The sequence below is a fragment of the Rickettsia sp. MEAM1 (Bemisia tabaci) genome (assembly GCF_002285905.1).
Taxonomy (GTDB): Bacteria; Pseudomonadota; Alphaproteobacteria; order Rickettsiales; family Rickettsiaceae; genus Rickettsia.
This window is the reverse complement of the sequence record NZ_CP016305.1, coordinates 1,240,138-1,265,072: the sequence shown is the minus strand read 5'-3', so window position 1 is coordinate 1,265,072 and position 24,935 is coordinate 1,240,138. Positions and strand designations below refer to the sequence as shown.

Here is a 24,935-nt window from a genome sequence, read left to right as displayed (position 1 = left end):
TTTTAAATAGTTAAAGACTTTTCTTTCGTATGATCTAAAGTCTCATTAATTGCTTGGTTATTTGCCTTTTTACTACTATAATTTAGTTCATTAAAAGCTACTAAAATTTAGCTACTAAAATTTGTTCACCATCATAACATACTGCGGCACATTGGCTATTAAGTAAAATGAACCTACTTAAAGAATCAAAACGACGATTTTGCCAATTTTTATCATCAGCTTTATTTTCCTTTCTAGTTGTTGTATTAACATGATATTCAAAAGCTTTAGTAAATTTTTGTAATTTATCATTGCCATCTATCTTTTGCTGAACTTCTAATCGTTTGATTCCCTCTTCATAAATTGCCACACAAGATTTAAGTTTATCATGAGTATGTAATCCCTTGGTTACAGCAGTCAAAGCAGCTAATTTGTCTAAACTTTCTTCTAAAGCAACCTTATTACCTTTATGCTTATCAGTATAATGAGCTATAAGGTGATTTATAGTATTTTTATCTATTTTATTTGATGTAATATTTTTAATGGAATCTGAATCAGCTATGATTTCTTCAGAAGTTTTTTTATCTAAAAAATCCTCAGCAAATTTTATTGCTTCAATTTTTTTAGGGTCACTTTTTGTAGTTTTTCCTTTCGACATATAAGTAATATTTTTTAATTGCTTGAATTTTTAAGCGAGGAAATTTACTTAACTAGGAGTTTAAACTAGGTGAGTATTTATTAATAAAAATAAATTGAATAGATACTTAAAAATTAAATCAAAAATACAAATTTGTAAATATTAATCTAAATAAAAAGTAATATTATTTAATAAATCGTAACTTTTAAGTTACTGAATATTAAATATGCTAGGAAGTGTGGTATAAGAATTAATAATTTTAGTTTTATAGTAAGTATTGTTGCCTAAATAACAAAAAAATATCCTTATTCATTGCTTTACTGAATTTTATTTATATATAATTGAATTAACTATAAATCATAAACTACAAATATGAAAAATATTTTTTGTAAATTTACATTTACCATCTTGTTATATTTAATAAATTTTCAGGTGATTGCAGCAAGTTTTAATGAGAAAATACCATTATATTTTAAGCCTACTAATGAAGATTTTCTTGCCGGTCAGAATTCTTTAAATATTAGTTTATGCGATACTAGAATTAAAGATTGGTGTGCCAAGCCACAAAGAAATACAGGAGTTGAGGGACAAAAAATAAATGAGTTTTTAACGATTACCCCTGAAATTAAAGGGGAATGGCGATTTGACTCATGGTATAATATAAGCTTTATTCCTGAAAGCAACTTTTTTGCTAATCAAACTTATAAAGTTAATGTTAATACTAAAGATTTCTTCCCAAGTTTTATCGATTTTAAAAGCAATATCATAAACTTCACAACTTTGCCGTTACTTCCTACTATTAAAGAGATGAATTATCTACAAGATAATATCGATATTTCCAAAAGATTTGTTCAAGCTAGAATAGCATTTAATTATCCTATAGATTCTAAAACTCTAGAAGAAAGAATTGAACTTATAAAAACCTCAACGAAAGAAAAACTACCTTTTTCTATTACTTTCAATCAAAATAAAACTGAAGCTACTATTATTGCTAATATACAAGCTCTTACTGATAAGGAAGATATAGTATCTATTGAATTAAAAGATGGCGTTAAGCCATTATATGGTGGTGTAGATTTCGCTCATAAAAATGTTGATTTACAAAATAATAAACCATCAAATAACATAAAATATTCTTACAAAGAGCAGGTATTAATTCCTAGCTTATCATCATATTCAAAAGTGACTAATGTTATTGCTACAATTGTCAAAGATAAAAAATTAAAGCCTCAGCAAATAATTGTAATTACTACAAACACACCTATTTTAGGTGAAGAACTTAAAAAACATTTAGAGCTGTTTTTATTACCAAAAGATAAGCCAGCTTTCTTAGGAGTAACAAATAAAAAAGATTATAGATGGCAAATTCCAAAAGAAGTAACTGAATACATTCTTAAAGCTAGTGAGAAAGTAGATTTTGAGCTGCTGCCATCGGTGCCAGAAGTTAGTACCATGCATAGTTTCAAGGTCAATACTATTTCTGCAAGATCCCTACTTGTTAAGGTAAATAGTGGCATTAAAGCATCAGGAGGTTTAATGCTTGGTAGTGATTATGCTCAAATAGTGCAAATACCTGAAAATCTTAGAGAAGTTAAATTAATGTCTGACGGCTCTATTCTCTCATTATCAGGTGAAAAAATACTGCCTGTTTATTCTCTGGGGATAGATAAATTATATTTAGAGATCGATAAAATTAATCAGCAAGAAATAAATCACTTAATTAGTCAAACAAATAGATATAATAGTTTTGGGAATCCAACTTTTATAAATGAATATTCTTTCAATGAATATAATATTTCAGAGGTGTTTCAAGAAGAGGTAACAATTAACTCTGAAAATTTAAATCTACCTTATTATACTGATTTAGACTTTAGTAAATATTTTAATCTAGAAGCTAAAGGCAGTTATTCTAAAGGTTTATTTTTGACAAAAGTTTTTGCTAAAGATAATCAAGGTAATATAATTTCTCAAGATAAAAGGTTAATTCTAGTAACTGATCTTGGTCTAATAGTGAAAACCGATAAAGATGGAACACATAATATATTCGTTTCATATATTAGTAGCGGTAAACCAGCAAGCGGGGTTAAAGTTGATATTATAGGGCTTAACGGTGAGCTAATAGAAAGTCAAGAGACAGATAGCAATGGGCATGCCATTTTATCTAACGTTAAAGATTCTAGTAAAGAAAAAACACCTGTAGCTTACATATTAACTACAAGCGATGATTTCTCATTTATGCCCTATGGAAGAGTTGATCGCCAAGTTAATTATTCTCGGTTTGACGTATCAGGAGTAGTTAGTTCTGATCAAGGACTAAAGGCTTATCTGTTTTCTGATCGTGGAATTTATAGACCAGGAGAACAGGGACATATAGGTATTATCCTAAAACAAAATGATTGGCAGGGAAAATTTGACGGGCTACCTCTAGCGGTAGAGGTAACTAATCCTCGTGGGCAAATAATAGATAAAGGTAAGATAACATTAAATCCAGACGGATTTACCGAATATTTATTTAATACATATGAGGAATCTTTAAGTGGTACATATAATGTAAGTCTATATTTAGTAAGTGATAAGGGTGATAATAGTTATCTCAATAGCATAAGTTTAAGAGTTGAAGATTTTCAGCCTGATCGCATGAAAATAAACATAAACTTCAATAACTTAAAGGATGAATTATGGACAAATCCTAAGGACCTTAAAGCAAATGTTAATCTTATAAATCTTTATGGTACGCCGGCAGAGAATAGAAAAGTTAGCGGTTATATCGATATTAGACCAACACAATTCTTTGTACCTGCTTTTAAAGATTATAAATTTTACAGCAGTAAAGAAAATAAAGAATTTTTTAGTGAACGCTTAGGCGATATTACTACCGATTCTAAAGGGGATGCTAGTTTTGCACTGAATCTTGAGAAATATTATAATGCTACTTTTAATTTAACACTTTCAGTAGATGGATTTGAGCCTGATTCAGGAAGAAGTGTAAATGCAAATAAATCAATCATAATTTCATCGCTGGATTACATAATAGGCTTCAAAAGTGATAGTGATTTAAAATATATCAAAAGAGGCACTACTCCAAAAATAGAGTTCATTGCTATATCAAACAGAGCAAATAAAGTAGCAGTTCCTGACTTGAGTCTTAATTTAAAGAAAATTAATCATGTAAATAATTTAGTTGCTGATGGTGGGGGTAATTATTCCTATAAATCAGTTCCTATTGAGACGAATATATCTTCTGATAAAATCGATATTACAGCAGAAGACGGCTTTGTTTATAATATACCTACTAAAGAAGCGGGCGACTACGTTATTTATTTAACAGATAAAGAAGGAACTATATTTGCTCAAAGCGAGTTTTCGGTAATAGGTGAGGGCAATGTTACCGCTAACCTAACTGAAAAGGCTAATTTAACAGTTAAGCTTGATCATGATGCCTATGAAGCTGGTGATACGATTCTTTTAAATATTATCACTCCTTATACAGGATATGGGTTAATTACTATTGAAACTGATAAGATGCATAATTTTACTTGGTTTAAAACAGATAAAAATAACACTATTCAGGAAATCAAAATACCTAATGACTTTGAAGGCAAAGGATATGTAAACGTACAATTCGTTAGGGATCTAGACGCTAAAGAAATCTTTATGTCGCCGTTCAGTTATGCGGTAGTACCTTTTACCTCTGATGTACATAAACATAATCAAGAAATTGAACTAGCACTTCCTACAAAGATAAAATCAGGTGAAAAACTAACAATTAATTATAGCACCACAAATCCAGGTAAAATTGTAATATTTGCTATTGATGAGGGAATATTATCATTTGCGGGTTATCAAACACCTGATCCACTTAATTATTTTATAGGGAATAGAGCCCTTGAGGTAACTACATCACAAATTATGGATTTAATATTGCCAGAAAAATCATTTTTAATGAGAGCTATGGCAGCACCTCCAGGTGATTATGCTATGAGTATGAGCAGAAACCTTAACCCATTTAAAAGAAAAGATCAGCCCCCTGTAGTATTCTGGTCAGGAATTTTAGATGCAGATCCTGATAAAAGAGAAATTACATTTAATATTCCAAGCTACTTTAACGGCACTTTAAGAGTTATGGCAGTATCAGCAAGTCTTGAAGCTGCTGGAGCTTTCAAATCTGATGTTTTAGTACAATCAGATATTATTATTACTCCAAACTTACCTTTATTTGTAGCTCCAGATGATGAGTTTACAGTACCGGTAACAATATTTAATAATTTAAAAGATTCAGGAAACGCTCAAGTTTTTGTAAATATTGAGACAAGTAACGGGCTTAAAATCCTAGAATATCCTAATGAAATACAGATTGATGAAAATAAAGAAGCTACTATTAATGTTAAATTAAAAGCAACCGATAAGCTCGGCTCGGCTGACTTCAAGGTTATAGCTTCTATAAATCACCTTAAACCTGATATTATCTCTTTGGCTGTAGTACATAGCTCTGAAATTACCACAACAACTAGCGTACGTCCGCCTATGCCTAATGTTACAACAGTTGATACTGGCTTTGCTGCTGGTAATAACATTACTTTAAAAATCGCAAGAGATTTATATCTGGAATTTGCTAAATTACAAATTTCTGCTTCTAAATCACCGCTTGCTATTATTTCTGGTTTTAGAGATTTCTTAAATAATTATCCTTATGGCTGCACTGAACAATTAATAAGCCAAAATTTTGCTAATGTTTTACTATATGATCAGCAAAATCTAGTTACCATACTCCGAACAGATCGTAAGAAAATGGATGAGTCATTATCTAAAGCTTTCCAAACCTTATCAGAACGTCAAAATTATGATGGCGGGTTTAAATATTGGAATAATGTTAGCGATAGTTCTGATCCATTCATTTCTGTTTATGCTATGCATTTTCTAACCGAAGCAGCTAGTAAATATTTAGCCGTTCCAAGTGATACATTTAATCAAGGTATATATTATTTGGAAAATATGGCAAATAGGTCTATTAGTTCCTTAAATGAAGCTAGAGAAAAAGCCTATGCCGTTTATATTTTGACTAGAAATAATGTGATTACCACAAGCTATATCGCAAATATCTTAAAATATTTAGAAGAATATCAACAAGATAAATGGCATAATGATTTAACCGCCGTTTATTTAGCTGCTAGCTATAAAATGCTACAAATGAATGAAGAAGCAGATAAATTATTAGATAAGTTTACGTTAGATAAATCTACAATATTAAAAACAGATTATCTATATTATAGTCCGCTAATAAAATATAGTGAGTATTTATATCTGATCTCTTTACATTTCCCTGAAAGACTAAAAAGCTTTGATCAGAAAATTGTAGAAGATATAGCAAATTTTGCTAAAGATAATTACAACACTCTATCAGCAAGCTATGCAATTATGGCAAGTATTACCTATGCTGATAAAATAAATAACGCCGATGAAAATACTATTAAAGTAAATTATTCTAACCAAGAAGTTGTTTTAGAAAATAATAAAATAATGCAAGCTAATTTCATTATAAATGAAGCCAAAGAAATTGCTTTAACTTCAACAAATAATGGCTTTTTCTATCAGCTTTTAACATCAGGTTATGATAAAGTTTTAAAAGAAAATAAAGAAATTGTAAAAGGTATAGAGATAACTAAAAAATATCTGGATGAAAATAATAAGGAAATACATCAAGTAAAATTAGGGGATAATGTTATAGTAAAAATTACTATGCGTTCTAATAGTACTAATGCCTTAAATAATATGGTGATCCTTGATTTATTGCCAGCAGGATTTGAGCTTTTACCAAATAATAATATAAATATTTTAGAACTTGATAAACAGGCAATGATTTGGAGACCGATATATATAAATCGTCGTGACGATAGAATAATGATTTTTGGCACTATTCCTAACCATGAAATGATTTATCAATATAAAATTAAAGCTATCAATAAAGGAGTCTTTACACTTCCTGCTATTTATAGTGAATCTATGTATGACCCTAGAACTTACTATAGAGGAGTTATAGGTAGTATTATTGTAGAATAACTAAACAACCCTCAGCTATAAGCTGAGGGGTTATAAAGTGGAATCGATTAGAAATCGATCATCATTCACAGGTTCACCTTCCTGTTCATCAATATAGTGCTGTATCATTTCATCAGTTATATTACCTGAACTGACTGCCATATAGCCCCTAGCCCACAAATGATTGCCCCAAAATTGTTTTCGTAAATGAGTAAATTCTTGCAATAAAATTCTTGAGCTAATGCCTTTTAAATACTGTACTAACTTGCTAAGAGATATTTGCGGCTTATATGAGATAAACATATGTACGTGATCACATGATATTTTCCCTGAAATTATATGTACTTCATGTTCCATACAAATCTGCCTCAGTAAATCTCTAGTCCTTTCCGATACTTTGCCTATCAATATTCTCTTCCTATATTTTGGTATCCATATAAGATGCACTTTTAAATCATACTGACTATGACTATTCTTTCTATAACTTCTCATATTTCTTGATATAAATTCATTGCTAAAGCAATTTTATTATATCTTCCCTTCGCCTAAAGGCGAGGGATTTTTGATCCCCGAATGGGGACATTAAAATAGAGAATTAAAAATGTTGGTTACATTTGAAAATATAGAACAAATTTATAAATTACTAACTACTACCCAGTTAAACACTTTAACAATAAGTACAGAAAACCTTAAAATTTTATTAGCATACAACCAGTTATTAGATGATACAGAATATAATGAAGAAAACCGAAAGCAACTAAAGAAACTACTACAAGATAATTTTAATGAAATAAACTCTGAGGAGAAATAGCTGAAACAGTAAATGACCACAGAGCCAAATTCACAGGTAATATAGATGAACACTTGCACGAAGCAAGGCTGGATTGCATTAATTATTTACTTCCTAAAATATATGAATTGTCTGAAGCCCCTGAAATAAAAGCAGCATTAAAGGATAGATCTCTACCTTTAGATAGTATAGATGAAAAATTATATGAGGAAATACTACCGCACATTAATGAGTTACTTCCTAAAATATGTAATTCGCATGAAATATCTCAAATAAAAAAATTATTTAATAATGAGCCTTTACCTTTAAAGGGCATAGATCAAAGCTTACACGAGGAAATACTGCCATATACTAAGTTACTTTCTAAAATGTACAATATAGATGAGGTAGTATTAGCTAAACGACTAACAACTTATTTTTCAAATATAGAAGAAGTTAAAGGATATTTAGAAACAGTAAATTATACAAATTCTGACACTATATTATGGAGTTTTCAAAACGAGCAAAAACTAGATTCTTCTGATAATACTAAACCTATTATTGCTTTAAGTTATAATGCAGAAGTAGGAGGGAGTACAGCAGAGGAAGCTAAAGAACGTATAATGGAACAAGACGGAAATGTTATATATATATACTATAGAAAGATTGTTCCATTAAACACTAAAACTCAATCCATAGAAAAGATTTTAGAAGCTGGAAAAGCAAAAGAAATGCTCCAGAACGTTGATGGTCTGATAATTCCTGGTAATGAAGTAGCAGTTTATCCTGAATTATTTGACAAACTGATAAAGAACGTTCAATAGCAGAAAGTATATTGATAGATGTTGCTATACAAAAAGGTATACCAATAACAGGAATATGCGGTGGGCATCAACTTATAAATGTATATTTTGGAGGTAAATTAGCTAATGTTGATGAGCTAGATTATTCTAAAGTTAGGATAATGAAATAGAGTTAGAACGAAATAAAAAAATATTTAAAATATTTGTTGAGACTTGTAATAATTACCGAAATAAAAAAATAAATTTAGGAGAAATAAAGCAAGACATAGAAATAATTACTGAACCCCAAAATGATAACCATGAAAATGAAATATCAGTTGAAAACCTTAAGGATTTTAGAAATTCTATCAAGGAAATTTCTTCTAAAATTTCTACTACTAAATATTCTACTTTCGAAGAAATAGAAACAAATAATAAACGATTACAGCAAATTATCATCAGTAAAAAAATTAATCGTGATTTAAATGAAAAGGAAATAGCATTAATTAATTTAGGTGTAACTGCTAAACAATTTATAGAGCAAGATGATGATTTAATCTCAACATTATGTAATAATTTTTATGGGTTAAAAAGCTTAGTAAGATTAGGATTTACCTTAGAAAAAATATTTAATAAGGATATTGAAGAACAAAAGTTCCTGGTTCAAAATGGCTACAATGTAAAAACCTTAGTAGAATTAGGAATTTCTTTAGAAACATTACTTAGTAAGGATACTGAAGAGCAAAAGTTTTTGATTCAGTATACCTCAGGTGTTAAATATTCAATCGAAACAAAATTTCCTACATCTGAGCAAAAGTTAATTATAGAAGCTATATTAATCAAAAAATTAGTTTCGTTAAGTGAGTTTCATAACATGGGTCTCAATCAACAAAAATCCTTTGTTGAAAATATAGATTTCAAAAAATGCGATGCTCCTGTATTAGATCAAGAAATAACTGAGATGCCTGTAATAGGCGTAGCGGCACCGTCAAGTTAAGTAAATTAGTGTCACAAAGTACTATATTTTTAGATTTCAGACAGCAAGAAGTCTTTGAGTAGCTTCATCCCAAATGTATTTAGCGGACGCAAATGCAATTCTTTGCTCAGATGCTGTTTTAGTATATCTTCCAACATTTACAGCAAATATATTTCTGACTTTTCCCATCAGTGATAATGTACATTGTGCTGAATTAGGATGCTTAAATTTAATCAGTATCTTCTCTTTTCTCCTAGTTGGCTGATGGGCATTCTCAATCCGATTATTTAGTCTTTTATCGGTACGATGCTTAGTCCTAGGACACATATACCTAACTGGTTTAATGTAGCTTTTTAGCTTATCAGTCACAATAACCCTTGGACATGGATAATGACCCAATAATCTTGATAAAAAGCGAATAGCTGATTTCTTGTTACGACGCTTCTGCAGTAATACTTCTAATTCATGTCCCTCAGAGTCAACAGCTCTCCATAATATGAATACTTCACCTTTGATCTTGATATTCATCTCATCCAAATGCCATTTATCAGTTGGCTTTCGCTCTCTCTTACTAATAACATCTTGAAAATAAACTACAAACTTATAACACCAAAACCTTACAGTCTCATGACTTAATATAATACCTCGATAAGCCATCTGCTCTTGAACATCTCGGTAACTATTATTAAAGCGATGATATAACCATACTGTATGGCTAATAATGCTTGCTGGAAAACGATGTCTATTCGGGGCTTGAGTAATATGCATAGCGGTAAAATCTAGGATAAATTGTTACTGCTATTCTATAAATCATTCCCTGTAATTGCTCAATACTTAATTTATACCTCCCTTAACTTGACGGTGCCGTTAATAATAATACTTTAAATAAGTTGCATAAAATCGTTTTTTTAAGTATACTTTTCTTCTTTTAATGTCCCCCTTCGGGGATCAAAAATCCCTCGCCTTTAGGCGAAGGGAAGATATAATGAAATTGCTTTAGCAATGAATTTATATCAAGAAATATGAGAAGTTATAGAAAGAATAGTCATAGTCAGTATGATTTAAAAGTGCATCTTATATGGATACCAAAATATAGGAAGAGAATATTGATAGGCAAAGTATCGGAAAGGACTAGAGATTTACTGAGGCAGATTTGTATGGAACATGAAGTACATATTTACGAAAACAATTTTGGGGCAATCATTTGTGGGCTAGGGGCTATATGGCAGTCAGTTCAGGTAATATAACTGATGAAATGATACAGCACTATATTGATGAACAGGAAGGTGAACCTGTGAATGATGATCGATTTCTAATCGATTCCACTTTATAACCCCTCAGCTATAAGCTGAGGGTTGTTTAGTTTAAACTTTTTTTATGTCGCAAAAATTAGGATTTTGGGCAGTTTTTGCATTAGTTACCGGTAGCCAAATCGGTACTAGTGTTTTTATACTTCCTTTGAGTTTAGCACCTTACGGTATATATAGCATATGGGGATGGGTGCTTTCGCTATTCGGTGCTATGAGCATCGCACTCGTATTTTCATATCTATGTGCAAAATTTCCTAAAACAGGTGGTCCGCATGTTTATATTCGTGAAAGCTTTGGCGAAAAAGCCGCCTTTTTTGTTGGCTGGACTTATTGGGTTATATCATTTATTAGCACTAGTATAGTTGTAATCTCTGCTATAGGTTATCTCACTCCTTTTTTCAAATCACAAGCAATATTAGATTTAATATTACAAATAGTATTACTAACCGCCATTATGATCTTGAATTTAAAAGGTCCTGAAGTGGCAGGTAAAGCAGAATTTTATTTAACATTATTAAAATTCGTACCTCTATTGATAGTAGGATTATGTGCGTTATCACATTTTAACATAGATAATATAGCTATTGCTGAGGAAGTAGAGAATTTAAGCGTTCCAACCATTATGGGTAGGGTAGCACTGCTTACTTTCTGGGGATTTATTGGGGTAGAGTGTGCAACAACTACGGCAGGCTCGGTAAAAAATCCTTCTAAGACTATCCCAAGGGCTATAATGCTCGGAACTTTCTGTGTTGCCGTGCTATATCTTATTAATAGTATTGGGATAATGGGTTTAATTCCTGCCTCAGAGCTAATTGTTTCAAAAGCTCCTTATGCTGATGCAGCAGCGAAATTATTCGGCGGTAAATGGTCAAATATAATTGCCGTTATAGCATCTATTATTTGTATCGGCACACTTAATGCCTGGGTACTAACTAGCGGACAAATTGCTTTAGGGCTTGCTGAAGATGGTTTATTGCCAAAATTTTTTGCTAAGAAAAATAGTAATAATGCACCGGTGTGGGGGATTATTGTAAGTTGCATTGGTATTGTGCCGTTATTAGTATTTACAGCGAATGATAATTTTGCTGAGCAGATTACTCAAATAATAGATTTCTCGGTTATTGCTTTCTTATATGTTTATTTAATTTGCAGCTTAGCGTTTTTAAAAGTAATTCTTAGTTCAAAGAAAAATTTCTCTTATTATTATTTATTGATTGCTATAATATCAATCGTTTTTTGTGCATGGGTTATTTATGAAACACCTATTAAAACATTAATCATAGCTAGTGCTTTTACTATAGCCAGCATTCCTTTATATTATTTATGGTATAAAGGGCACCGTCAAGTTAAGTAAATTAGTGTCACAAAGTACTATATTTTTAGATTTCAGACAGCAAGAAGTCTTTGAGTAGCTTCATCCCAAATGGATTTAGCGGACGCAAATGCAATTCTTTGCTCAGATGCTGTTTTAGTATATCTTCCAACATTTACAGCAAATATATTTCTGACTTTTCCCATCAGTGATAATGTACATTGTGCTGAATTAGGATGCTTAAATTTAATCAGTATCTTCTCTTTTCTCCTAGTTGGCTGATGGGCATTCTCAATCCGATTATTTAGTCTTTTATCGGTACGATGCTTAGTCCTAGGACACATATACCTAACTGGTTTAATGTAGCTTTTTAGCTTATCAGTCACAATAACCCTTGGACATGGATAATTACCCAATAATCTTGATAAAAAGCGAATAGCTGATTTCTTGTTACGACGCTTCTGCAGTAATACTTCTAATTCATGTCCCTCAGAGTCAACAGCTCTCCATAATATGAATACTTCACCTTTGATCTTGATATTCATCTCATCCAAATGCCATTTATCAGTTGGCTTTCGCTCTCTCTTACTAATAACATCTTGAAAATAAACTACAAACTTATAACACCAAAACCTTACAGTCTCATGACTTAATATAATACCTCGATAAGCCATCTGCTCTTGAACATCTCGGTAACTATTATTAAAGCGATGATATAACCATACTGTATGGCTAATAATGCTTGCTGGAAAACGATGTCTATTCGGGGCTTGAGTAATATGCATAGCGGTAAAATCTAGGATAAATTGTTACTGCTATTCTATAAATCATTCCCTGTAATTGCTCAATACTTAATTTATACCTCCCTTAACTTGACGGTGCCATATGAATTATTAGAAAATGATTTTTAACAATTTACACAAAAATTATGATTGACTCGATTTCAATGATTGGAAAGGCGTTATTTGTCTTTCATATCCGCTATTTCTTTCTTTAATTTTATTACTAGGGTTTGTAATTTTTCAAATTCTTCCCTAGTAACATAATTACCTTTAAGTATTTTATCTTCAATCACATCGCAACTTTTATCTTTTATATTATTTATTGCTTTATGTAAGACGCTGCTAGCACCTGTCGCTACTTTTAATAAATCATTTGTTTTCATTTTAAAATACCTCAAGTGATAGAGCATGCAAGCCATTTTGGAATTCATCGGCAAGTAGGTTATTAATAGTGCGATGATTGGCAATTAGGCTTTTGCCTTGTAAAATTTCTGCCGAAATTTTTATTTTAATATGACTGTGATTTCCATCATAATGACTAGCATGTTTATGACTTTCGTCTATTATTTCACAAAAATGTGGTTTTAAGACACTTAAGCTTTTAGTTATCCTGTCTATTCTGCTCATATTTTTATTTTATTTATAGAAAAAATACCTTAGTATTTGTTAGAATATATAATTTTATTATCAAAATGGCAATGTCAGAATTAATCGTAGAATATAAAGTTTTACAAGCTGAAATGGATGAAGTAGGGAGGGGAGTATGTTTTGCCTGTAAATTATTGAATTATGATGAAATCGTATTCATAGAACCAAATAAGAATTTCATAATTCAGGATTTAGAAAAAATTATTGAAAATGTAAGCAAGGAGCTTGATATTCCTCTAAAATTTAGAAAAACAAAAAAAGACATAATATTATTTGTACTAGATATTACCGATTCTGATCTAATTAAAAGTTTTGCTAGAAAATTATATTTATCTTCTCAGCTATATATAAATGATGAGCGGCCAGAAATCTATATAAATTGTTGTATTGCGAGTAGTGAGTTCCCAAAAGTAAGTGCTAATGCAGAAGAGATTGAGAAAATACTAAATATGTTACTTTCACAGAATAATAATTATTATTATCGTGAATATAACTCTGATGATCATGATTTAGAGAATATAAAAAAGTCTAATTTACAACTCAATTTGCTTAGACAAGCTTTAGCTAAAAAAACTATGCGATTTGCTTATCAGCCTATAATTGATCGTAAGACTTTGAAAGTATATTATTATGAATGTCTGCTTCGGATACCAGATGAGAATGGTGCTTATATTTCTGTTGGTCCTATAATTCCTATTGCTGAAAATAAAGGATTAACTTTTGTAATTGATCAGATCGTTTTAGAAATGAGTATTCACGAGCTTGTAGCTAATCCTAATTTAATGCTATCTGTTAATATTTCAAATATTGGTACAACCGATGAAGCTTTATGGGAAATAGCAGAAAATTTATTAAGAACTTATGATGTTCGAGATCGTTTAATTATCGAAATTACCGAAACTTCTTTTAATGAAAACTATGATAAGATAAACGTATTTATCAATAAGTTACGTAAGTTTGGTTGTAAATTTGCTTTAGATGATTTCGGCTCAGGCTTTACTTCCTTTAAACAACTTCAAAGCTTGCCTATTGATATTATAAAAATTGATGGCAAATATGTCCGTAGTATTACAAGTGATGTACAAAGTAGATATTTTGTCGAAAGACTAATAAAGATCTCAGAAGATTTAAATATTGAAACAGTAGCTGAATTTGTCGAAAATGGCGAAATAGCTAAGTTTTTAATAGATTTAAAAGTAGGCGGCTTGCAAGGCAATTACTACTCCGAAGCAAAATTTGATAGGGCGGAGTAGTGTCATTACGAGGAGAAACGCAGTTTCGACGCGGCAATCTAGTATTAACATTCTGAAATTGCTTCGGCGATGCTATGCATCTTCTCGCAATGACGTTTTATAGTACTTGACAAAACCCCTAAAACCATATATGCACAACTCAATTTTAAAAATTAACTTAAATGCTGTTACTTGAATTAAAAAAAACTAATCAAACTTTAGAAACTATACATTTTATTGGTATTGGCGGCGTTGGAATGAGCGGTATCGCTGAAATATTACATAATCTTGGTTATAAGGTGCAAGGTTCTGATTTATCAGAAAATTATAATACCAAACGTTTAGAGGCATATGGTATTAAAATATTTATTGGTCATGCACCACAAAATATTACAAATGTCTCGTATGTTGTTGTTTCTTCAGCAATTAATCGAAATAATCCAGAAGTAAAAGAAGCTTTGGAGCGTAAAATCCCAATTATCAGACGTGCAGAAATGCTTGCTGAACTTATGAGGTTAAAATGCTCGGTAGCGGTATCTGGTTCACATGGTAAGACTACTACCACTTCTTTAGTTGCTTGCTTATTTGAGGCAGCTGGTTTACATCCTACAGTCATTAATGGTGGTATTATTAATAATAGGTCAACAAATGCCTATCTTGGTTCAAGTAATTATTTAATTGCTGAAGCAGATGAGTCAGATGCAACTTTTATCAGTATTCCGTCGACCATTGCAATAATAACTAATATTGATCCAGAACATTTAGATTATTACAAAGATTTTGATACGCTAATTAATGCCTTTAGGAGTTTTATCACAAATTTACCTTTTTATGGTTTTGCTGTTTGTTGTATTGATCATAAAATAGTACGTGAGTTAGTAAATAATATTACCGAGCGGAAAGTTATCACTTATGGTATTGATTCTGATGATGCTCATATTACCGCATTTAATATTAGTACAGATATTACTTCATCTACCTTTGATGTAAAAATTAGTTTGCCAAATGTAAGTGGTGTTACAATTATAGAAAAAATTACTATCCCCACTCCAGGAAGGCATAATATTTTAAATAGCCTTGCTGCAATCAGTGTAGGGGTGGAGTTAGATTTCGGTATTAAGGCTATTAAAAACGGCTTTAATAGCTTTAAAGGAGTAAAAAGAAGATTTACTAAAGTAGCTGAATATAATCAAGCTTCGGTTATTGACGACTATGCTCATCACCCTGAAGAAATTAAGGCAACATTATCTACTGCTAAAAACATAGCAAACAAACAGCATGGTAAGGTTATTGCTATTTTCCAGCCACATAGATATTCGAGAATGCAGCATTTATTTGATGATTTTATGCATTGCTTTGATGATGCGGATTTACTTTATATTACAGATGTATATGCGGCAGGTGAAAGCCCCATAGAGGGTATTAGTGGGCAAAGTTTAATTGATAGCATTATTAAGCTCAAATATCATAATCAAGCGAATTTCTTAGCAAAATTAGAGGACACTGTAGAAGTTATAATGAATAAAGCATCCCCTGGTGATATGATTATTATGATGGGAGCAGGTAATATTTCAAACTTTGCTAATGAATTACCACAAAAATTTGGTAATTTGTCATGAATCTCCCTATAGTAAAAGGTGAATATAGGAAAGATTATAACTTAAAACATTTAACATGGTTTAAAGTAGGCGGTAATGCTGAAATATTTTTTAAGCCTATAGATAACGAAGATTTAGCAAGCTTCTTAGTACAAAATAAACAAAAATTACCCATAACTACTTTTGGTGCTGGTTCGAATATTATTATACGAGACGGAGGTATAGAGGGCGTCACCATAAAGCTTGGTCAAAATTTTAGCAATATCGATTTTACGGATGATGGTCATTTAATAGTCGGCAGCAGTTGCCTTAATTTTAGTTTAGCTAAATTTTGTCAGGTAAATGCTATTAGCGGCTTTGAGTTTTTAGTAGGAATTCCTGGCACTATTGGCGGTGGTGTTGCGATGAATGCCGGAGCTTATGGTTGTGAGTTTAAAGATATTTTAGTTAGGATTGAAGCAATCGACTTTGCAGGAAACTTTCTAACATTTACAAATAAAGAAATAGGCTTTAAATATCGTGGTAATAATTTGCCAAAAGATTTAATTATTCTCAAAGCCGTTTTTAAAGTTACTAAAGGTAATAGTGAAGATATATTAGTGCGGATGAATGAAATAAATGCTGCAAGGTCACAGACTCAGCCTATCAAGGAGCGTACTGGCGGCAGTACTTTTGCAAATCCGGAAGGATTTAAATCGTGGCAACTTATTGACAAAGCAGGACTTAGAGGTTATAGAATAGGCGATGCTTCTATCTCAGAACTTCATTGTAACTTTATGATAAACAATGGAAATGCTACCGCTAAAGAATTAGAGGATCTAGGTAACTTCGTCCAACAGAAAGTATTTGAAGATAGTGGGATTAAGTTAAATTGGGAGATAAAACGGGTAGGAAGGTATGTTTTATGTTATTCCCGCGAAGGCGGGAATAACATAAAGAGGTGCAGAGAATGATATAATCAACATATGACTTCTTAACAAAAAATAAAATATGCATAAATACCAAACACATTGGGTTGAAAGCTCAGAAATCAAAATATTAAGCGATAGAGGCAAGAAGCATATAGCGTTAGTAGCGGGCGGTATGTCTGCTGAACGTGAAGTGTCGCTAATATCAGCTAAAGGGGTAGGCAAAGCTTTAATAGAAGCAGGATATAAAGTTACTTTTATAGATATGGGAGCCGATATTGCCGTTAAGTTGCATGAAATAAAACCTGATATTGTTTTTAATTGTCTGCATGGCACATATGGTGAAGATGGTTGCCTGCCTGGACTTCTTAATATTATGCGAATTCCTTATACTCATAGCGGGGTTTTAGCATCAAGCCTTGCTTTTGATAAGGTACATTCCAGAAGTTGGTTTTTAACTAATAACATTAATATGGCAGAAAGTATTGTCATAAATAAAAACGATAATGTTAAAGCTGATCCTATAAAACGCCCATACGTGATTAAGCCACTTACACAAGGCTCAAGTATTGGTGTTGAGGTAATATTTGAGGAAGATGATTTTAGCTTTGCTAATTATGATTTTCCTTATGGTGATGAGGTAATAATAGAGAAATATATAAAAGGGCGTGAATTACAAGTAGCAATATTAAACGGCAAAGCCTTGGGAGCTTTAGAAATTAAGCTATTAAAAAACCGTTTCTATGATTATGAAACTAAATATACTGAAGGATTTGCTGAACATTTATGTCCTGCTCCTTTGCCTACCTATATATATGATAAATTGCTTAAAGAGTCGGAAAAGATTTATAACACGATGAATTGTAAAGGGGCGGCTAGAGCTGAATTTATTTTAGAAGACGGCACAAATAAATTATACGCTTTAGAAATAAATACCCATCCTGGAATGACTCCTTTATCGATAGTACCAGAAATTGCAGCTCATGTAGGTATAAATTTTGTTAATTTAATTGAAGAAATTTTAAAGACGGCAAGCTTTGAATCATGAGAAAAAAAACAAGCTCAAATAAAAAAAATACAGCTAAAAAAAACAATAACATTTCATTGCGTCGAAAGTTAGGACTAATCTATAAGAAAACAATATTAATACTTAAAATCTTTTTAATTATCTTTATATGTTTGTTTGCTTTCACAAAATATTTTGCTTCGTTAAAAAGCTATTTAACAACAAATATATATCAAACAACTACAGAACTTGGCTTTAAACTTGAGAATGTAATAATTGAGGGACAACAAAATGTTGATGAACCTACAATATTAAAAGTTTTAAATGCTAAAAAAGGTAGTTCTATTTTTGCTCTTAATTTAGATGAAATTAGGAATAATTTAAAGAATAATAGATGGATTAAGGAAGTATATGTTTCAAGAAGATTACCAAACACGATATATATAAAACTGTTTGAAAGAGAACCTATTGCCATTTGGCAGATCAATAACCAACTCTTCTTAATTGATGAAGAGGGTTATGAAATCAGTAAGAATATAGAGCCTTTTCCTCATTTATTACATGTTGTAGGGGAGGGGGCAAATATATATGCTAGTAAGCTAGTAAATGAGCTACAAAAATATCCAGCATTAATAAATAAAACCTCATCTGCTATTAGATGTGGCGATAGAAGATGGGATTTGAATCTTAAAGGCGGAATAAATATTAAATTACCGGCAAAGAATTTTGAAGAAGCCTTAAAATATATAGATGCACTCAATAAAGCAAATAAACTATTTAATCAAAACTACAAACAGTTAGATTTGAGAGATAAGAATAAATATTATATAGAGAAGTATTAACTTTTTGTCATTCCCGCGGAGGCGGGAATCCAGCATAAAGCGAGATAACCTAAGCTTTTAATTTTAAAAACTTGCTGCTTTCATGTTTATTTTTCTGGATTCCAGCTTTTGCGGGAATGACATATAATTCGAACGTTACAACAAACATAAAAAATGAAAGAGAAAATATCGAATTTTGTAGCACTTGACTTTGGTAGTAGTAAAATTGCTGCCATTGCTGCCTATATTAATAAAAAAGGTGAGATTAAGGTAGCAAGTCAAAATTTACATCACTCTAAAGGTATAAAATCAGGGGTTATAACAGATTTAAAGAATGCTGAAAGTAGTATTGTTTCAGCAATTTATGCGTTAGAAAAAGATTGTAATAAAAATATCAAGAAAGTTATATTATCGCTATCAGGAGCTGCTACTAAATCTTATTATATAAATTATACTATTAAAATTAGTACAGCAACTATAACCGAGCAAGATATAAAAAAGCTTTTACAAAAAGCATTACAGGAGTTTAAATTTAAGGATCAAGAAATTATTCATTACTTTCCTCTTGAGTTTATTCTTGATAATAATAGGGTTGAAAACCCTGTAGGTATGTATGGAAAAGAACTTGGTTGTGAATTACATATTATTGCAGCTGAGTCAAATATGCTATCAAATATCGTGCAGTGTTTTGCCAAATGCCATATTGAAGTTACCAATATTACTCTAGCGATTTATGCTTCTGCGATTAGTTGTCTTACAAATGATGAAAAAAACCTCGGCTCATTGATTATAGATATAGGTGATAAAACTACTTCTTTTGGTATTTTCTTTGCTGGTAAATTAATATATACAGGACACGTAAATATAGGTAGTTTTCATATTAGCTCTGATATTGCAAAAGTTTTCGGTACTGATCTTGCTACGGCTGAAAAATTAAAGATTTTATATGGTAATGCAATTTTATCCTCTTTTGATAAAGACAGTATTATTAATATGGAGGATTTTAATGTTGATGCTCACCATAGTCCTGCAGGAGCAGTAACGATCTATAAACTTGCTGAAGTAATAAAAGCAAGAGCGGAAGAAATATTGTTAATGGTAAAGTCTGAATATGATAAGGCAATAAAAGGACAAATATCAGTGTACCGCACTGTTATTACTGGAGGCGGATCGCAGCTTAGAGGTTTAAAGGAGCTTTCAAGTAAGGTTTTTGAGAAGCAAACTAGAATAGGTAAGCCAGAGCTTATTGATGGCTTTACTGAAGACTATAATCCTGCTGCTTATTCGGCAGTTATAGGTATGCTAAAAATTCACGCTCTAAAACAGCAAAAAGAATTTGCCCATATGAAACTTGATGAAAATAGCAGCTGGATTAACAAGGTTTTCGATTGGCTAAGAGAGAATATTTAACTAAACAACCCTCAGCTATAAGCTGAGGGGTTATAAAGTGGAATCGATTAGAAATTGATCATCATTCACAGGTTCACCTTCCTGTTCATCAATATAGTGCTGTATCATTTCATCAGTTATATTACCTGAACTGACTGCCATATAGCCCCTAGCCCACAAATGATTGCCCCAAAATTGTTTTCGTAAATGAGTAAATTCTTGCAATAAAATTCTTGAGCTAATGCCTTTTAAATACTGTACTAACTTGCTAAGAGATATTTGCGGCTTATATGAGATAAACATATGTACGTGATCACATGATATTTTCCCTGAAATTATATGTACTTCATGTTCCATACAAATCTGCCTCAGTAAATCTCTAGTCCTTTCCGATACTTTGCCTATCAATATTCTCTTCCTATATTTTGGTATCCATATAAGATGCACTTTTAAATCATACTGACTATGACTATTCTTTCTATAACTTCTCATATTTCTTGATATAAATTCATTGCTAAAGCAATTTCATTATATCTTGCCTTCGCCTAAAGGCGAGGGATTTTTGATCCCCGAAGGGGGACATTAAAACTATAAGTTTATTTTATATCAACTTTTGATCTATTAATTTGCTTAAATTATTCAATATCGTATTAATTTCACTAGTTTCTTCATAAGTCAGTGAGAGGTCTTGAGTGCTATATTTCATTGCACTAATCATTTCTAAGTCAAACCACAGCGTTCTAACTTCTTCTTCCCAAACTTCATCTAAATCTACTAGTAAATCAATTAAAGATTCTATATCGCTAATTAAGTTATTTAAATTTTTATTTTGGTTATAATTTTGTATAACTTTTTTTAACAACAATAATTGTCTTATTTGATATTCATTCGGCATTTATTACATTATATGAATCAAAATTTTTAATAATCTAATCGATGTTGTAAAGCTATTTTAGTATTAGTTGAGGTTATAATATATTACTTTGCATAAGTCCAAAATTTTCACCGATTCGTTTAACAAAATCTTTTTTCTGCTCTTTATTCATTAAATTTAACTCAGCCGCAATATTTTCCATAATTTACACTGCATAATTCTGATCTATCATATCATCACTACAAAATTCTAAAGATATAAAGAAAGAGTATTTAATTTTTAGGTCTGTGTTTAGAGCAGATTAATATATTACCTTTAACCTTGGTAATAAATACTTTATCTCCTGATTTAGCTTTCTCGTTCGGTACAAGGTAAGCATTCATAATGACCCCAGACCATTTTACTTGTCCAAGGTTTTCTTCTGAAATTAACTCGCTATAAACTTCAGCTTCTTTACCTATCATATCGGAATAGTTTTCATTAGAAGTAGTTTTGCTATATACATATTTTTTGAGAGGATAATATAATATACAAAACCATATGAGAGATAATAAACCAAAAAGCGTTATTTGATTTGTTAAGTTAATTAGAGGATAATGATAAATTATAAGAGCATTTGACAATGCCCCAAATCCAAAAAATAAGAACCCAATATTTGGAATTGCAAAAAATTCTGCAATTATACAAATTACTCCAATTATTAACCAAATTTCAGTTAAGTACTCATTTATCATGAACATAAGTTTTTAAAAATAATATAACATCAGCGATATCTTGTGGTTTTGATATACCGGCAAAAGACATTTTAGTACCAGGAGCATAGCTACTTGGTTTATGTAAGAAAGCAAATAAACTATCATCATCCCAACTACCTCCAAGAGCTGATAGAGCAGGGGAATATTTATAGTCCGTTATGCTTGCTTTAGGACGACCTGCTACATCCCATAAATGAGGTCCTATCTTATTTGGTCCATCTTTATCAAGAGAGTGGCACATTAAACATTTTTTAGCTATTTCACGACCATTATCAGCATTTGCTGTTTTCATCAATTCCGGTATGTTGATTGGGGCTTGTGCTTGCGTAGTAGGTGCTTCTGAAACTTCTTGCACTGCAATACTATAACCTCGATGTTTTGGTTCTAAAACTGGTTTATATAATATATTTGCAATAAACCCAACCATCATGGCAATTAAACTTGCAAACAATATAGCTGCAACAATTTTATTTATTTCTTTTACGTTCATATAAAATGTTATAATATGATAATGAAATCTTTTAATTTTTTATAATTTAAACTATAGAGTCGATTAATTCAATGAATAAAGAAAAAAATATTAAAAAAAAATTTTCTTTTGATGATTTGGAAATAGAAAAACTAAAAAGTAATTTTGATAAAACTTATCAACAAGAATCTGAAAAGAAAATTTTAGAAAAGCCTTTGGAAAAAAAATCTAAAATAGCTCAGTTTTTTGGAAATGTATGGGGTAAATTTAACAATAGCAAAGTCGGTAAAATATTACTTAGTAATTCCTTAAATTATGCTATTTCGTTAACAGGTGCAGTAATTGCGGTTTCAGGGCTTTTTACACCTGTGTCGCCTATAGTTATAACAGTAGCTGCTGTTACTGCGGTAGGGGTAGGAATTCAGGCTATAAATGAAACTATTAAAATACGAAATTTACGTAAACTTCATAAAGAAAATAATTTATTAGTACAAAATAGAAATGCTAAAGCCCAGCAAGATTATATATTATCGTTAGAACCTAGGTTAAAAGATAGTCTAAAAAGTGAATTATTTACACCACCTAAAAAAGAAAAAGATTTTAATAGTGATAAATATAAAATAAGTAGCAAAAATCTTAAAAGTATTGGTATAGTATTTTCAAATAATATAGCTGGTATAATTTCTGCTATATCTACTGCTATTATTAAAGGAGCAAGCGGTAATGTACTTGGAATTTTAAAAGCAACAGGTTATGGCATAATGACTTCTGTTTCGTTAATTACTGGTGGACTTAGTGAAAAAGAAAAAAAAGGAATAAACACAATATTTAAGTTAAACATAAATGAAGAATGTAAAAAGCACGACACGCCAGATTATAAAAATTTAGATCAACTAGAAAAATACACTAAAGAACAAATTCTGCAAACAGCGGTGTTAAAGAAGTTAATCACCGATAAGAATTATTGGAAGATGAAAGATAATGATAAGAGAGAGAAATTTCAGGAGATAAGAAATAATTTTATTTATGAAATAAGAAATAATGGGTTCAATGATTTTTGTAGTAAAAATAAGATATCATTAAATATTGAAAAAGAAAGTTATGCCAAAGATATTGGAAGAGTAATGAATCCATTCTATGAGAAGCCTAATAAAGCTCAAGAATATAGTAACTTAGCAAATGTTATGAATAAAAGAAGAAGATCTGCTATATCTCGCTAGCAGTAACAAATTTATGTGAGGTATTATCACTAAATATTCGTTGTAATAACTCGTTATTAAGAGCATGACTAGTTTTATAGCCATTAATCGAGCTTATAATGTTATTACCAGAAGTATATAAATCGCCACATAGGTCTAATAATTTATGACGCACAAATTCATCTTGATAACGTAATCCATCAGGATTTAAGACTTTATCTTGATCATCTATAGCTATTGTATTCTCGAATGAAACACCTAGAGCAAGTCCCTTACTCTGTAAATAATCACCATCTTTTGTAAAGCCAAAAGTACGAGCATCAGCAATATTATTATTAAAAGATTCTTGCTTTGAAAAGACTAAATTTTGTCTTCCTATAGCTTTACTATTAAAATCAATAGTCAAATCTATTTTCATATGATCAGAAGGTGTACAAGTTAACTCGCAATCTTTATGAGTAGCTGTTACTTCTTTCAGAATTTTTAAATATTTTTTAGGAGCATTTTGTAGCTTTTTCCCAGCACATTCAATCATAAAGACGAAAGGCTTACTACTGCCATCCATTATAGGAACTTCAGGACCATCTATTTTGATAACAGCATTGTCAATTCCACATCCCCATAATGCAGCCATTATATGTTCAATTGTTGAGACTTGTATTTTGTTGCTATTGCTTATAGTAGTAGAAAGTAAAGTGTCAGAAACGTTAAAATATTTTGCTTCAATATAATTATTTTCTGAAGATATATCCGTTCTTATGAAAATAATACCGGTATTTTCTTTAGCAGGCTCAATAGTTAACTGAGTACGTTTCCCAGAATGAACACCTATTCCGTAACAGCTTACGGGCTTTGATAATGTAACTTGCTGCATTTATAAATACTAATAATATATACTTAAAATATTAATATTCAATGCTGAATGGTGCAAGTTATATTATATTACAAATTATTACATATTCAAATTATATATCTTAAGGGTACGGCAAGGAATTTGTCAGAAAAGCTGATTATTTCGTCGCCGTTATAAAGTATAATGCCATGCATAATTCGCGAGGTTAGTGCTTCGGATAAATCTTTCAGTCCTGCAAAATGTTGACTTTGAATAGTTTCTGTACTTTTACACTCTAAACCATAAAATATATCACCTTTATGTAGAAGAAAATCAACTTCTTTTCCTAAATGTGTACGATAAAACGTTTGTTCTATTCCAGTAGTTAAAGTTAATAACTTCCTTAATTCTGCCCATAACCATGTTTCAAATATTGCTCCGTAATAAGGACTTTTTGCTAATAGATCAGGAGTTGTTATGCCATGTAAATATGATGCATAACCTGAATCATTCATATAAATCTTGGAAGTTTTAATGTCCCCCTTCGGGGATCAAAAATCCCTCGCCTTTAGGCTAAGGGAAGATATAATGAAATTGATTTAGCAATGAATTTATATCAAG

General features: G+C 30.9%; 25 protein-coding genes and 1 pseudogene. 14 read left to right on the top strand and 12 right to left on the bottom strand.

The features are described from left to right. Positions 1–100: 100 nt before the first annotated feature. On the bottom strand, positions 101–637 hold the full coding sequence (locus tag BA173_RS06910; protein ID WP_232505924.1) for a hypothetical protein: 537 nt from the start codon (positions 635–637) through the stop codon (positions 101–103). Between the two features lie 351 nt (positions 638–988). Here BA173_RS06910 and BA173_RS06905 point away from each other — a divergent pair, with 351 nt between their 5' ends. Beyond that, the gene (locus BA173_RS06905; RefSeq protein WP_068041599.1) at positions 989–6,673 is read left to right on the top strand and encodes an alpha-2-macroglobulin family protein; all 5,685 of its coding nucleotides are present in this window, start codon (positions 989–991) and stop codon (positions 6,671–6,673) included. A gap of 30 nt (positions 6,674–6,703) precedes the next feature. Here the strand turns inward: BA173_RS06905 and tnpA (BA173_RS06900) are convergent, their stop codons facing one another. After that, positions 6,704–7,144, bottom strand: coding sequence for an IS200/IS605 family transposase (gene tnpA / locus BA173_RS06900; RefSeq protein WP_095568239.1), 441 nt, complete (start codon positions 7,142–7,144; stop codon positions 6,704–6,706). A gap of 109 nt (positions 7,145–7,253) precedes the next feature. Here tnpA (BA173_RS06900) and BA173_RS06895 point away from each other — a divergent pair, with 109 nt between their 5' ends. From BA173_RS06895 to BA173_RS06880, 4 genes are all read left to right on the top strand, one after another. After that, positions 7,254–7,463, top strand: a complete 210-nt coding sequence (locus BA173_RS06895; protein WP_016948444.1) for a hypothetical protein — start codon at positions 7,254–7,256, stop codon at positions 7,461–7,463. 53 nt (positions 7,464–7,516) lie between these two features. Next, complete coding sequence (locus tag BA173_RS08660) at positions 7,517–8,245, top strand: hypothetical protein (protein WP_016948443.1); 729 nt, start codon at positions 7,517–7,519, stop codon at positions 8,243–8,245. A gap of 11 nt (positions 8,246–8,256) precedes the next feature. Further along, complete coding sequence (locus BA173_RS08655; protein WP_016948442.1) at positions 8,257–8,394, top strand: gamma-glutamyl-gamma-aminobutyrate hydrolase family protein; 138 nt, start codon at positions 8,257–8,259, stop codon at positions 8,392–8,394. A 560-nt stretch (positions 8,395–8,954) separates the two neighbouring features. Beyond that, on the top strand, positions 8,955–9,200 hold the full coding sequence (locus BA173_RS06880; RefSeq protein WP_016948441.1) for a hypothetical protein: 246 nt from the start codon (positions 8,955–8,957) through the stop codon (positions 9,198–9,200). A 36-nt stretch (positions 9,201–9,236) separates the two neighbouring features. On the opposite strand, the gene BA173_RS06875 is transcribed toward BA173_RS06880, so the two are convergent. Next, the gene (locus BA173_RS06875) at positions 9,237–9,947 is read right to left on the bottom strand and encodes an IS6 family transposase (protein WP_095568332.1); all 711 of its coding nucleotides are present in this window, start codon (positions 9,945–9,947) and stop codon (positions 9,237–9,239) included. Positions 9,948–10,201: 254 nt separating this feature from the next. Here BA173_RS06875 and BA173_RS08650 point away from each other — a divergent pair. Together BA173_RS08650 and BA173_RS06865 are read left to right on the top strand one after the other, a co-directional pair. Then, positions 10,202–10,401 (top strand): annotated as a pseudogene (locus BA173_RS08650) (transposase); the annotation flags it as partial. Between the two features lie 155 nt (positions 10,402–10,556). Continuing rightward, positions 10,557–11,843: an APC family permease gene (locus tag BA173_RS06865; protein ID WP_068042199.1), complete on the top strand. Its 1,287-nt coding sequence runs from the start codon at positions 10,557–10,559 to the stop codon at positions 11,841–11,843. Between the two features lie 32 nt (positions 11,844–11,875). Here the strand turns inward: BA173_RS06865 and BA173_RS06860 are convergent, their stop codons facing one another. From BA173_RS06860 to BA173_RS06850, 3 genes are all read right to left on the bottom strand, one after another. Further along, positions 11,876–12,586: an IS6 family transposase gene (locus BA173_RS06860; protein ID WP_095568243.1), complete on the bottom strand. Its 711-nt coding sequence runs from the start codon at positions 12,584–12,586 to the stop codon at positions 11,876–11,878. A gap of 176 nt (positions 12,587–12,762) precedes the next feature. After that, positions 12,763–12,966 carry a hypothetical protein gene (locus BA173_RS06855; protein WP_016948438.1) on the bottom strand — a complete coding sequence of 68 codons (204 nt, stop codon included), beginning with the start codon at positions 12,964–12,966 and terminating at the stop codon, positions 12,763–12,765. A gap of 1 nt (position 12,967) precedes the next feature. Then, positions 12,968–13,210 (bottom strand): BolA family protein, encoded by a 243-nt coding sequence (locus tag BA173_RS06850; protein WP_016948437.1) that lies wholly within the window; start codon positions 13,208–13,210, stop codon positions 12,968–12,970. A gap of 56 nt (positions 13,211–13,266) precedes the next feature. Between BA173_RS06850 and BA173_RS06845 the strand changes: the two genes are divergently transcribed. From BA173_RS06845 to ftsA, 6 genes are all read left to right on the top strand, one after another. Beyond that, positions 13,267–14,484: an EAL domain-containing protein gene (locus tag BA173_RS06845; protein WP_068041733.1), complete on the top strand. Its 1,218-nt coding sequence runs from the start codon at positions 13,267–13,269 to the stop codon at positions 14,482–14,484. A 161-nt stretch (positions 14,485–14,645) separates the two neighbouring features. Then, positions 14,646–16,082, top strand: coding sequence for a UDP-N-acetylmuramate--L-alanine ligase (gene murC, locus BA173_RS06840; RefSeq protein WP_016947720.1), 1,437 nt, complete (start codon positions 14,646–14,648; stop codon positions 16,080–16,082). Then, positions 16,079–17,014, top strand: a complete 936-nt coding sequence (gene murB, locus BA173_RS06835) for a UDP-N-acetylmuramate dehydrogenase (protein WP_068041737.1) — start codon at positions 16,079–16,081, stop codon at positions 17,012–17,014. The genes murC and murB overlap by 4 nt, the downstream gene beginning before the upstream one ends. Before the next feature lie 37 nt (positions 17,015–17,051). Next, entirely contained in the window at positions 17,052–18,017 is a 966-nt protein-coding gene (locus BA173_RS06830) for a D-alanine--D-alanine ligase (RefSeq protein ID WP_016947750.1), read from the top strand. Beyond that, positions 18,014–18,817 carry a cell division protein FtsQ/DivIB gene (locus BA173_RS06825; RefSeq protein ID WP_016947751.1) on the top strand — a complete coding sequence of 268 codons (804 nt, stop codon included), beginning with the start codon at positions 18,014–18,016 and terminating at the stop codon, positions 18,815–18,817. Before BA173_RS06830 ends, BA173_RS06825 begins: the two co-directional genes overlap by 4 nt. 153 nt (positions 18,818–18,970) lie before the next feature. After that, a complete protein-coding gene (gene ftsA, locus BA173_RS06820) occupies positions 18,971–20,206 on the top strand; it encodes a cell division protein FtsA (RefSeq protein WP_016947806.1) in 1,236 nt (411 codons plus the stop codon). 30 nt (positions 20,207–20,236) lie between these two features. On the opposite strand, the gene tnpA (BA173_RS06815) is transcribed toward ftsA, so the two are convergent. The 4 genes from tnpA (BA173_RS06815) to BA173_RS06800 all read right to left on the bottom strand — a co-directional run bounded on the left by tnpA (BA173_RS06815) (position 20,237) and on the right by BA173_RS06800 (position 22,304). Continuing rightward, positions 20,237–20,677, bottom strand: a complete 441-nt coding sequence (gene tnpA / locus BA173_RS06815) for an IS200/IS605 family transposase (protein WP_095568331.1) — start codon at positions 20,675–20,677, stop codon at positions 20,237–20,239. A 109-nt stretch (positions 20,678–20,786) separates the two neighbouring features. Continuing rightward, complete coding sequence (locus BA173_RS06810; RefSeq protein WP_068041992.1) at positions 20,787–21,080, bottom strand: hypothetical protein; 294 nt, start codon at positions 21,078–21,080, stop codon at positions 20,787–20,789. A 251-nt stretch (positions 21,081–21,331) separates the two neighbouring features. Next, positions 21,332–21,799, bottom strand: coding sequence for an NfeD family protein (locus BA173_RS06805; RefSeq protein ID WP_068041995.1), 468 nt, complete (start codon positions 21,797–21,799; stop codon positions 21,332–21,334). Further along, positions 21,783–22,304: a c-type cytochrome gene (locus BA173_RS06800; RefSeq protein WP_068041998.1), complete on the bottom strand. Its 522-nt coding sequence runs from the start codon at positions 22,302–22,304 to the stop codon at positions 21,783–21,785. Before BA173_RS06800 ends, BA173_RS06805 begins: the two co-directional genes overlap by 17 nt. 71 nt (positions 22,305–22,375) lie before the next feature. On the opposite strand from BA173_RS06800, the gene BA173_RS06795 reads away from it, so the two are divergent. Next, a complete protein-coding gene (locus tag BA173_RS06795) occupies positions 22,376–23,503 on the top strand; it encodes a hypothetical protein (RefSeq protein ID WP_232505923.1) in 1,128 nt (375 codons plus the stop codon). Here the strand turns inward: BA173_RS06795 and lpxC are convergent. Beyond that, entirely contained in the window at positions 23,490–24,356 is an 867-nt protein-coding gene (gene lpxC / locus BA173_RS06790) for a UDP-3-O-acyl-N-acetylglucosamine deacetylase (RefSeq protein WP_016947797.1), read from the bottom strand. The two genes, BA173_RS06795 and lpxC, sit on opposite strands and share 14 nt — an antisense overlap. A gap of 86 nt (positions 24,357–24,442) precedes the next feature. Continuing rightward, a complete protein-coding gene (locus tag BA173_RS06785) occupies positions 24,443–24,850 on the bottom strand; it encodes a DUF4143 domain-containing protein (protein ID WP_257008685.1) in 408 nt (135 codons plus the stop codon). Positions 24,851–24,935: the final 85 nt, after the last annotated feature.

Bases quoted from the DNA above. Each gene is read 5' to 3' on its own strand.
- BA173_RS06905 (WP_068041599.1), top strand. From the start codon at position 989: ATGAAAAATATTTTTTGTAAATTTACATTTACCATCTTGTTATATTTA.
- BA173_RS06895 (WP_016948444.1), top strand. From the start codon at position 7,254: ATGTTGGTTACATTTGAAAATATAGAACAAATTTATAAATTACTAACT.
- BA173_RS06795 (WP_232505923.1), top strand. From the start codon at position 22,376: ATGAATAAAGAAAAAAATATTAAAAAAAAATTTTCTTTTGATGATTTG.
- BA173_RS06805 (WP_068041995.1), bottom strand. From the start codon at position 21,799: ATGTTCATGATAAATGAGTACTTAACTGAAATTTGGTTAATAATTGGA.
- BA173_RS06855 (WP_016948438.1), bottom strand. From the start codon at position 12,966: ATGAAAACAAATGATTTATTAAAAGTAGCGACAGGTGCTAGCAGCGTC.
- murC (WP_016947720.1), top strand. From the start codon at position 14,646: ATGCTGTTACTTGAATTAAAAAAAACTAATCAAACTTTAGAAACTATA.
- BA173_RS06825 (WP_016947751.1), top strand. From the start codon at position 18,014: ATGAGAAAAAAAACAAGCTCAAATAAAAAAAATACAGCTAAAAAAAAC.
- BA173_RS06800 (WP_068041998.1), bottom strand. From the start codon at position 22,304: ATGAACGTAAAAGAAATAAATAAAATTGTTGCAGCTATATTGTTTGCA.
- BA173_RS06875 (WP_095568332.1), bottom strand. From the start codon at position 9,947: ATGCATATTACTCAAGCCCCGAATAGACATCGTTTTCCAGCAAGCATT.
- ftsA (WP_016947806.1), top strand. From the start codon at position 18,971: ATGAAAGAGAAAATATCGAATTTTGTAGCACTTGACTTTGGTAGTAGT.
- BA173_RS06865 (WP_068042199.1), top strand. From the start codon at position 10,557: ATGTCGCAAAAATTAGGATTTTGGGCAGTTTTTGCATTAGTTACCGGT.
- BA173_RS06850 (WP_016948437.1), bottom strand. From the start codon at position 13,210: ATGAGCAGAATAGACAGGATAACTAAAAGCTTAAGTGTCTTAAAACCA.
- murB (WP_068041737.1), top strand. From the start codon at position 16,079: ATGAATCTCCCTATAGTAAAAGGTGAATATAGGAAAGATTATAACTTA.
- lpxC (WP_016947797.1), bottom strand. From the start codon at position 24,356: ATGCAGCAAGTTACATTATCAAAGCCCGTAAGCTGTTACGGAATAGGT.
- BA173_RS06830 (WP_016947750.1), top strand. From the start codon at position 17,052: ATGCATAAATACCAAACACATTGGGTTGAAAGCTCAGAAATCAAAATA.
- BA173_RS06810 (WP_068041992.1), bottom strand. From the start codon at position 21,080: ATGCCGAATGAATATCAAATAAGACAATTATTGTTGTTAAAAAAAGTT.
- tnpA (WP_095568331.1), bottom strand. From the start codon at position 20,677: ATGAGAAGTTATAGAAAGAATAGTCATAGTCAGTATGATTTAAAAGTG.
- BA173_RS06860 (WP_095568243.1), bottom strand. From the start codon at position 12,586: ATGCATATTACTCAAGCCCCGAATAGACATCGTTTTCCAGCAAGCATT.
- BA173_RS06910 (WP_232505924.1), bottom strand. From the start codon at position 637: ATGTCGAAAGGAAAAACTACAAAAAGTGACCCTAAAAAAATTGAAGCA.
- tnpA (WP_095568239.1), bottom strand. From the start codon at position 7,144: ATGAGAAGTTATAGAAAGAATAGTCATAGTCAGTATGATTTAAAAGTG.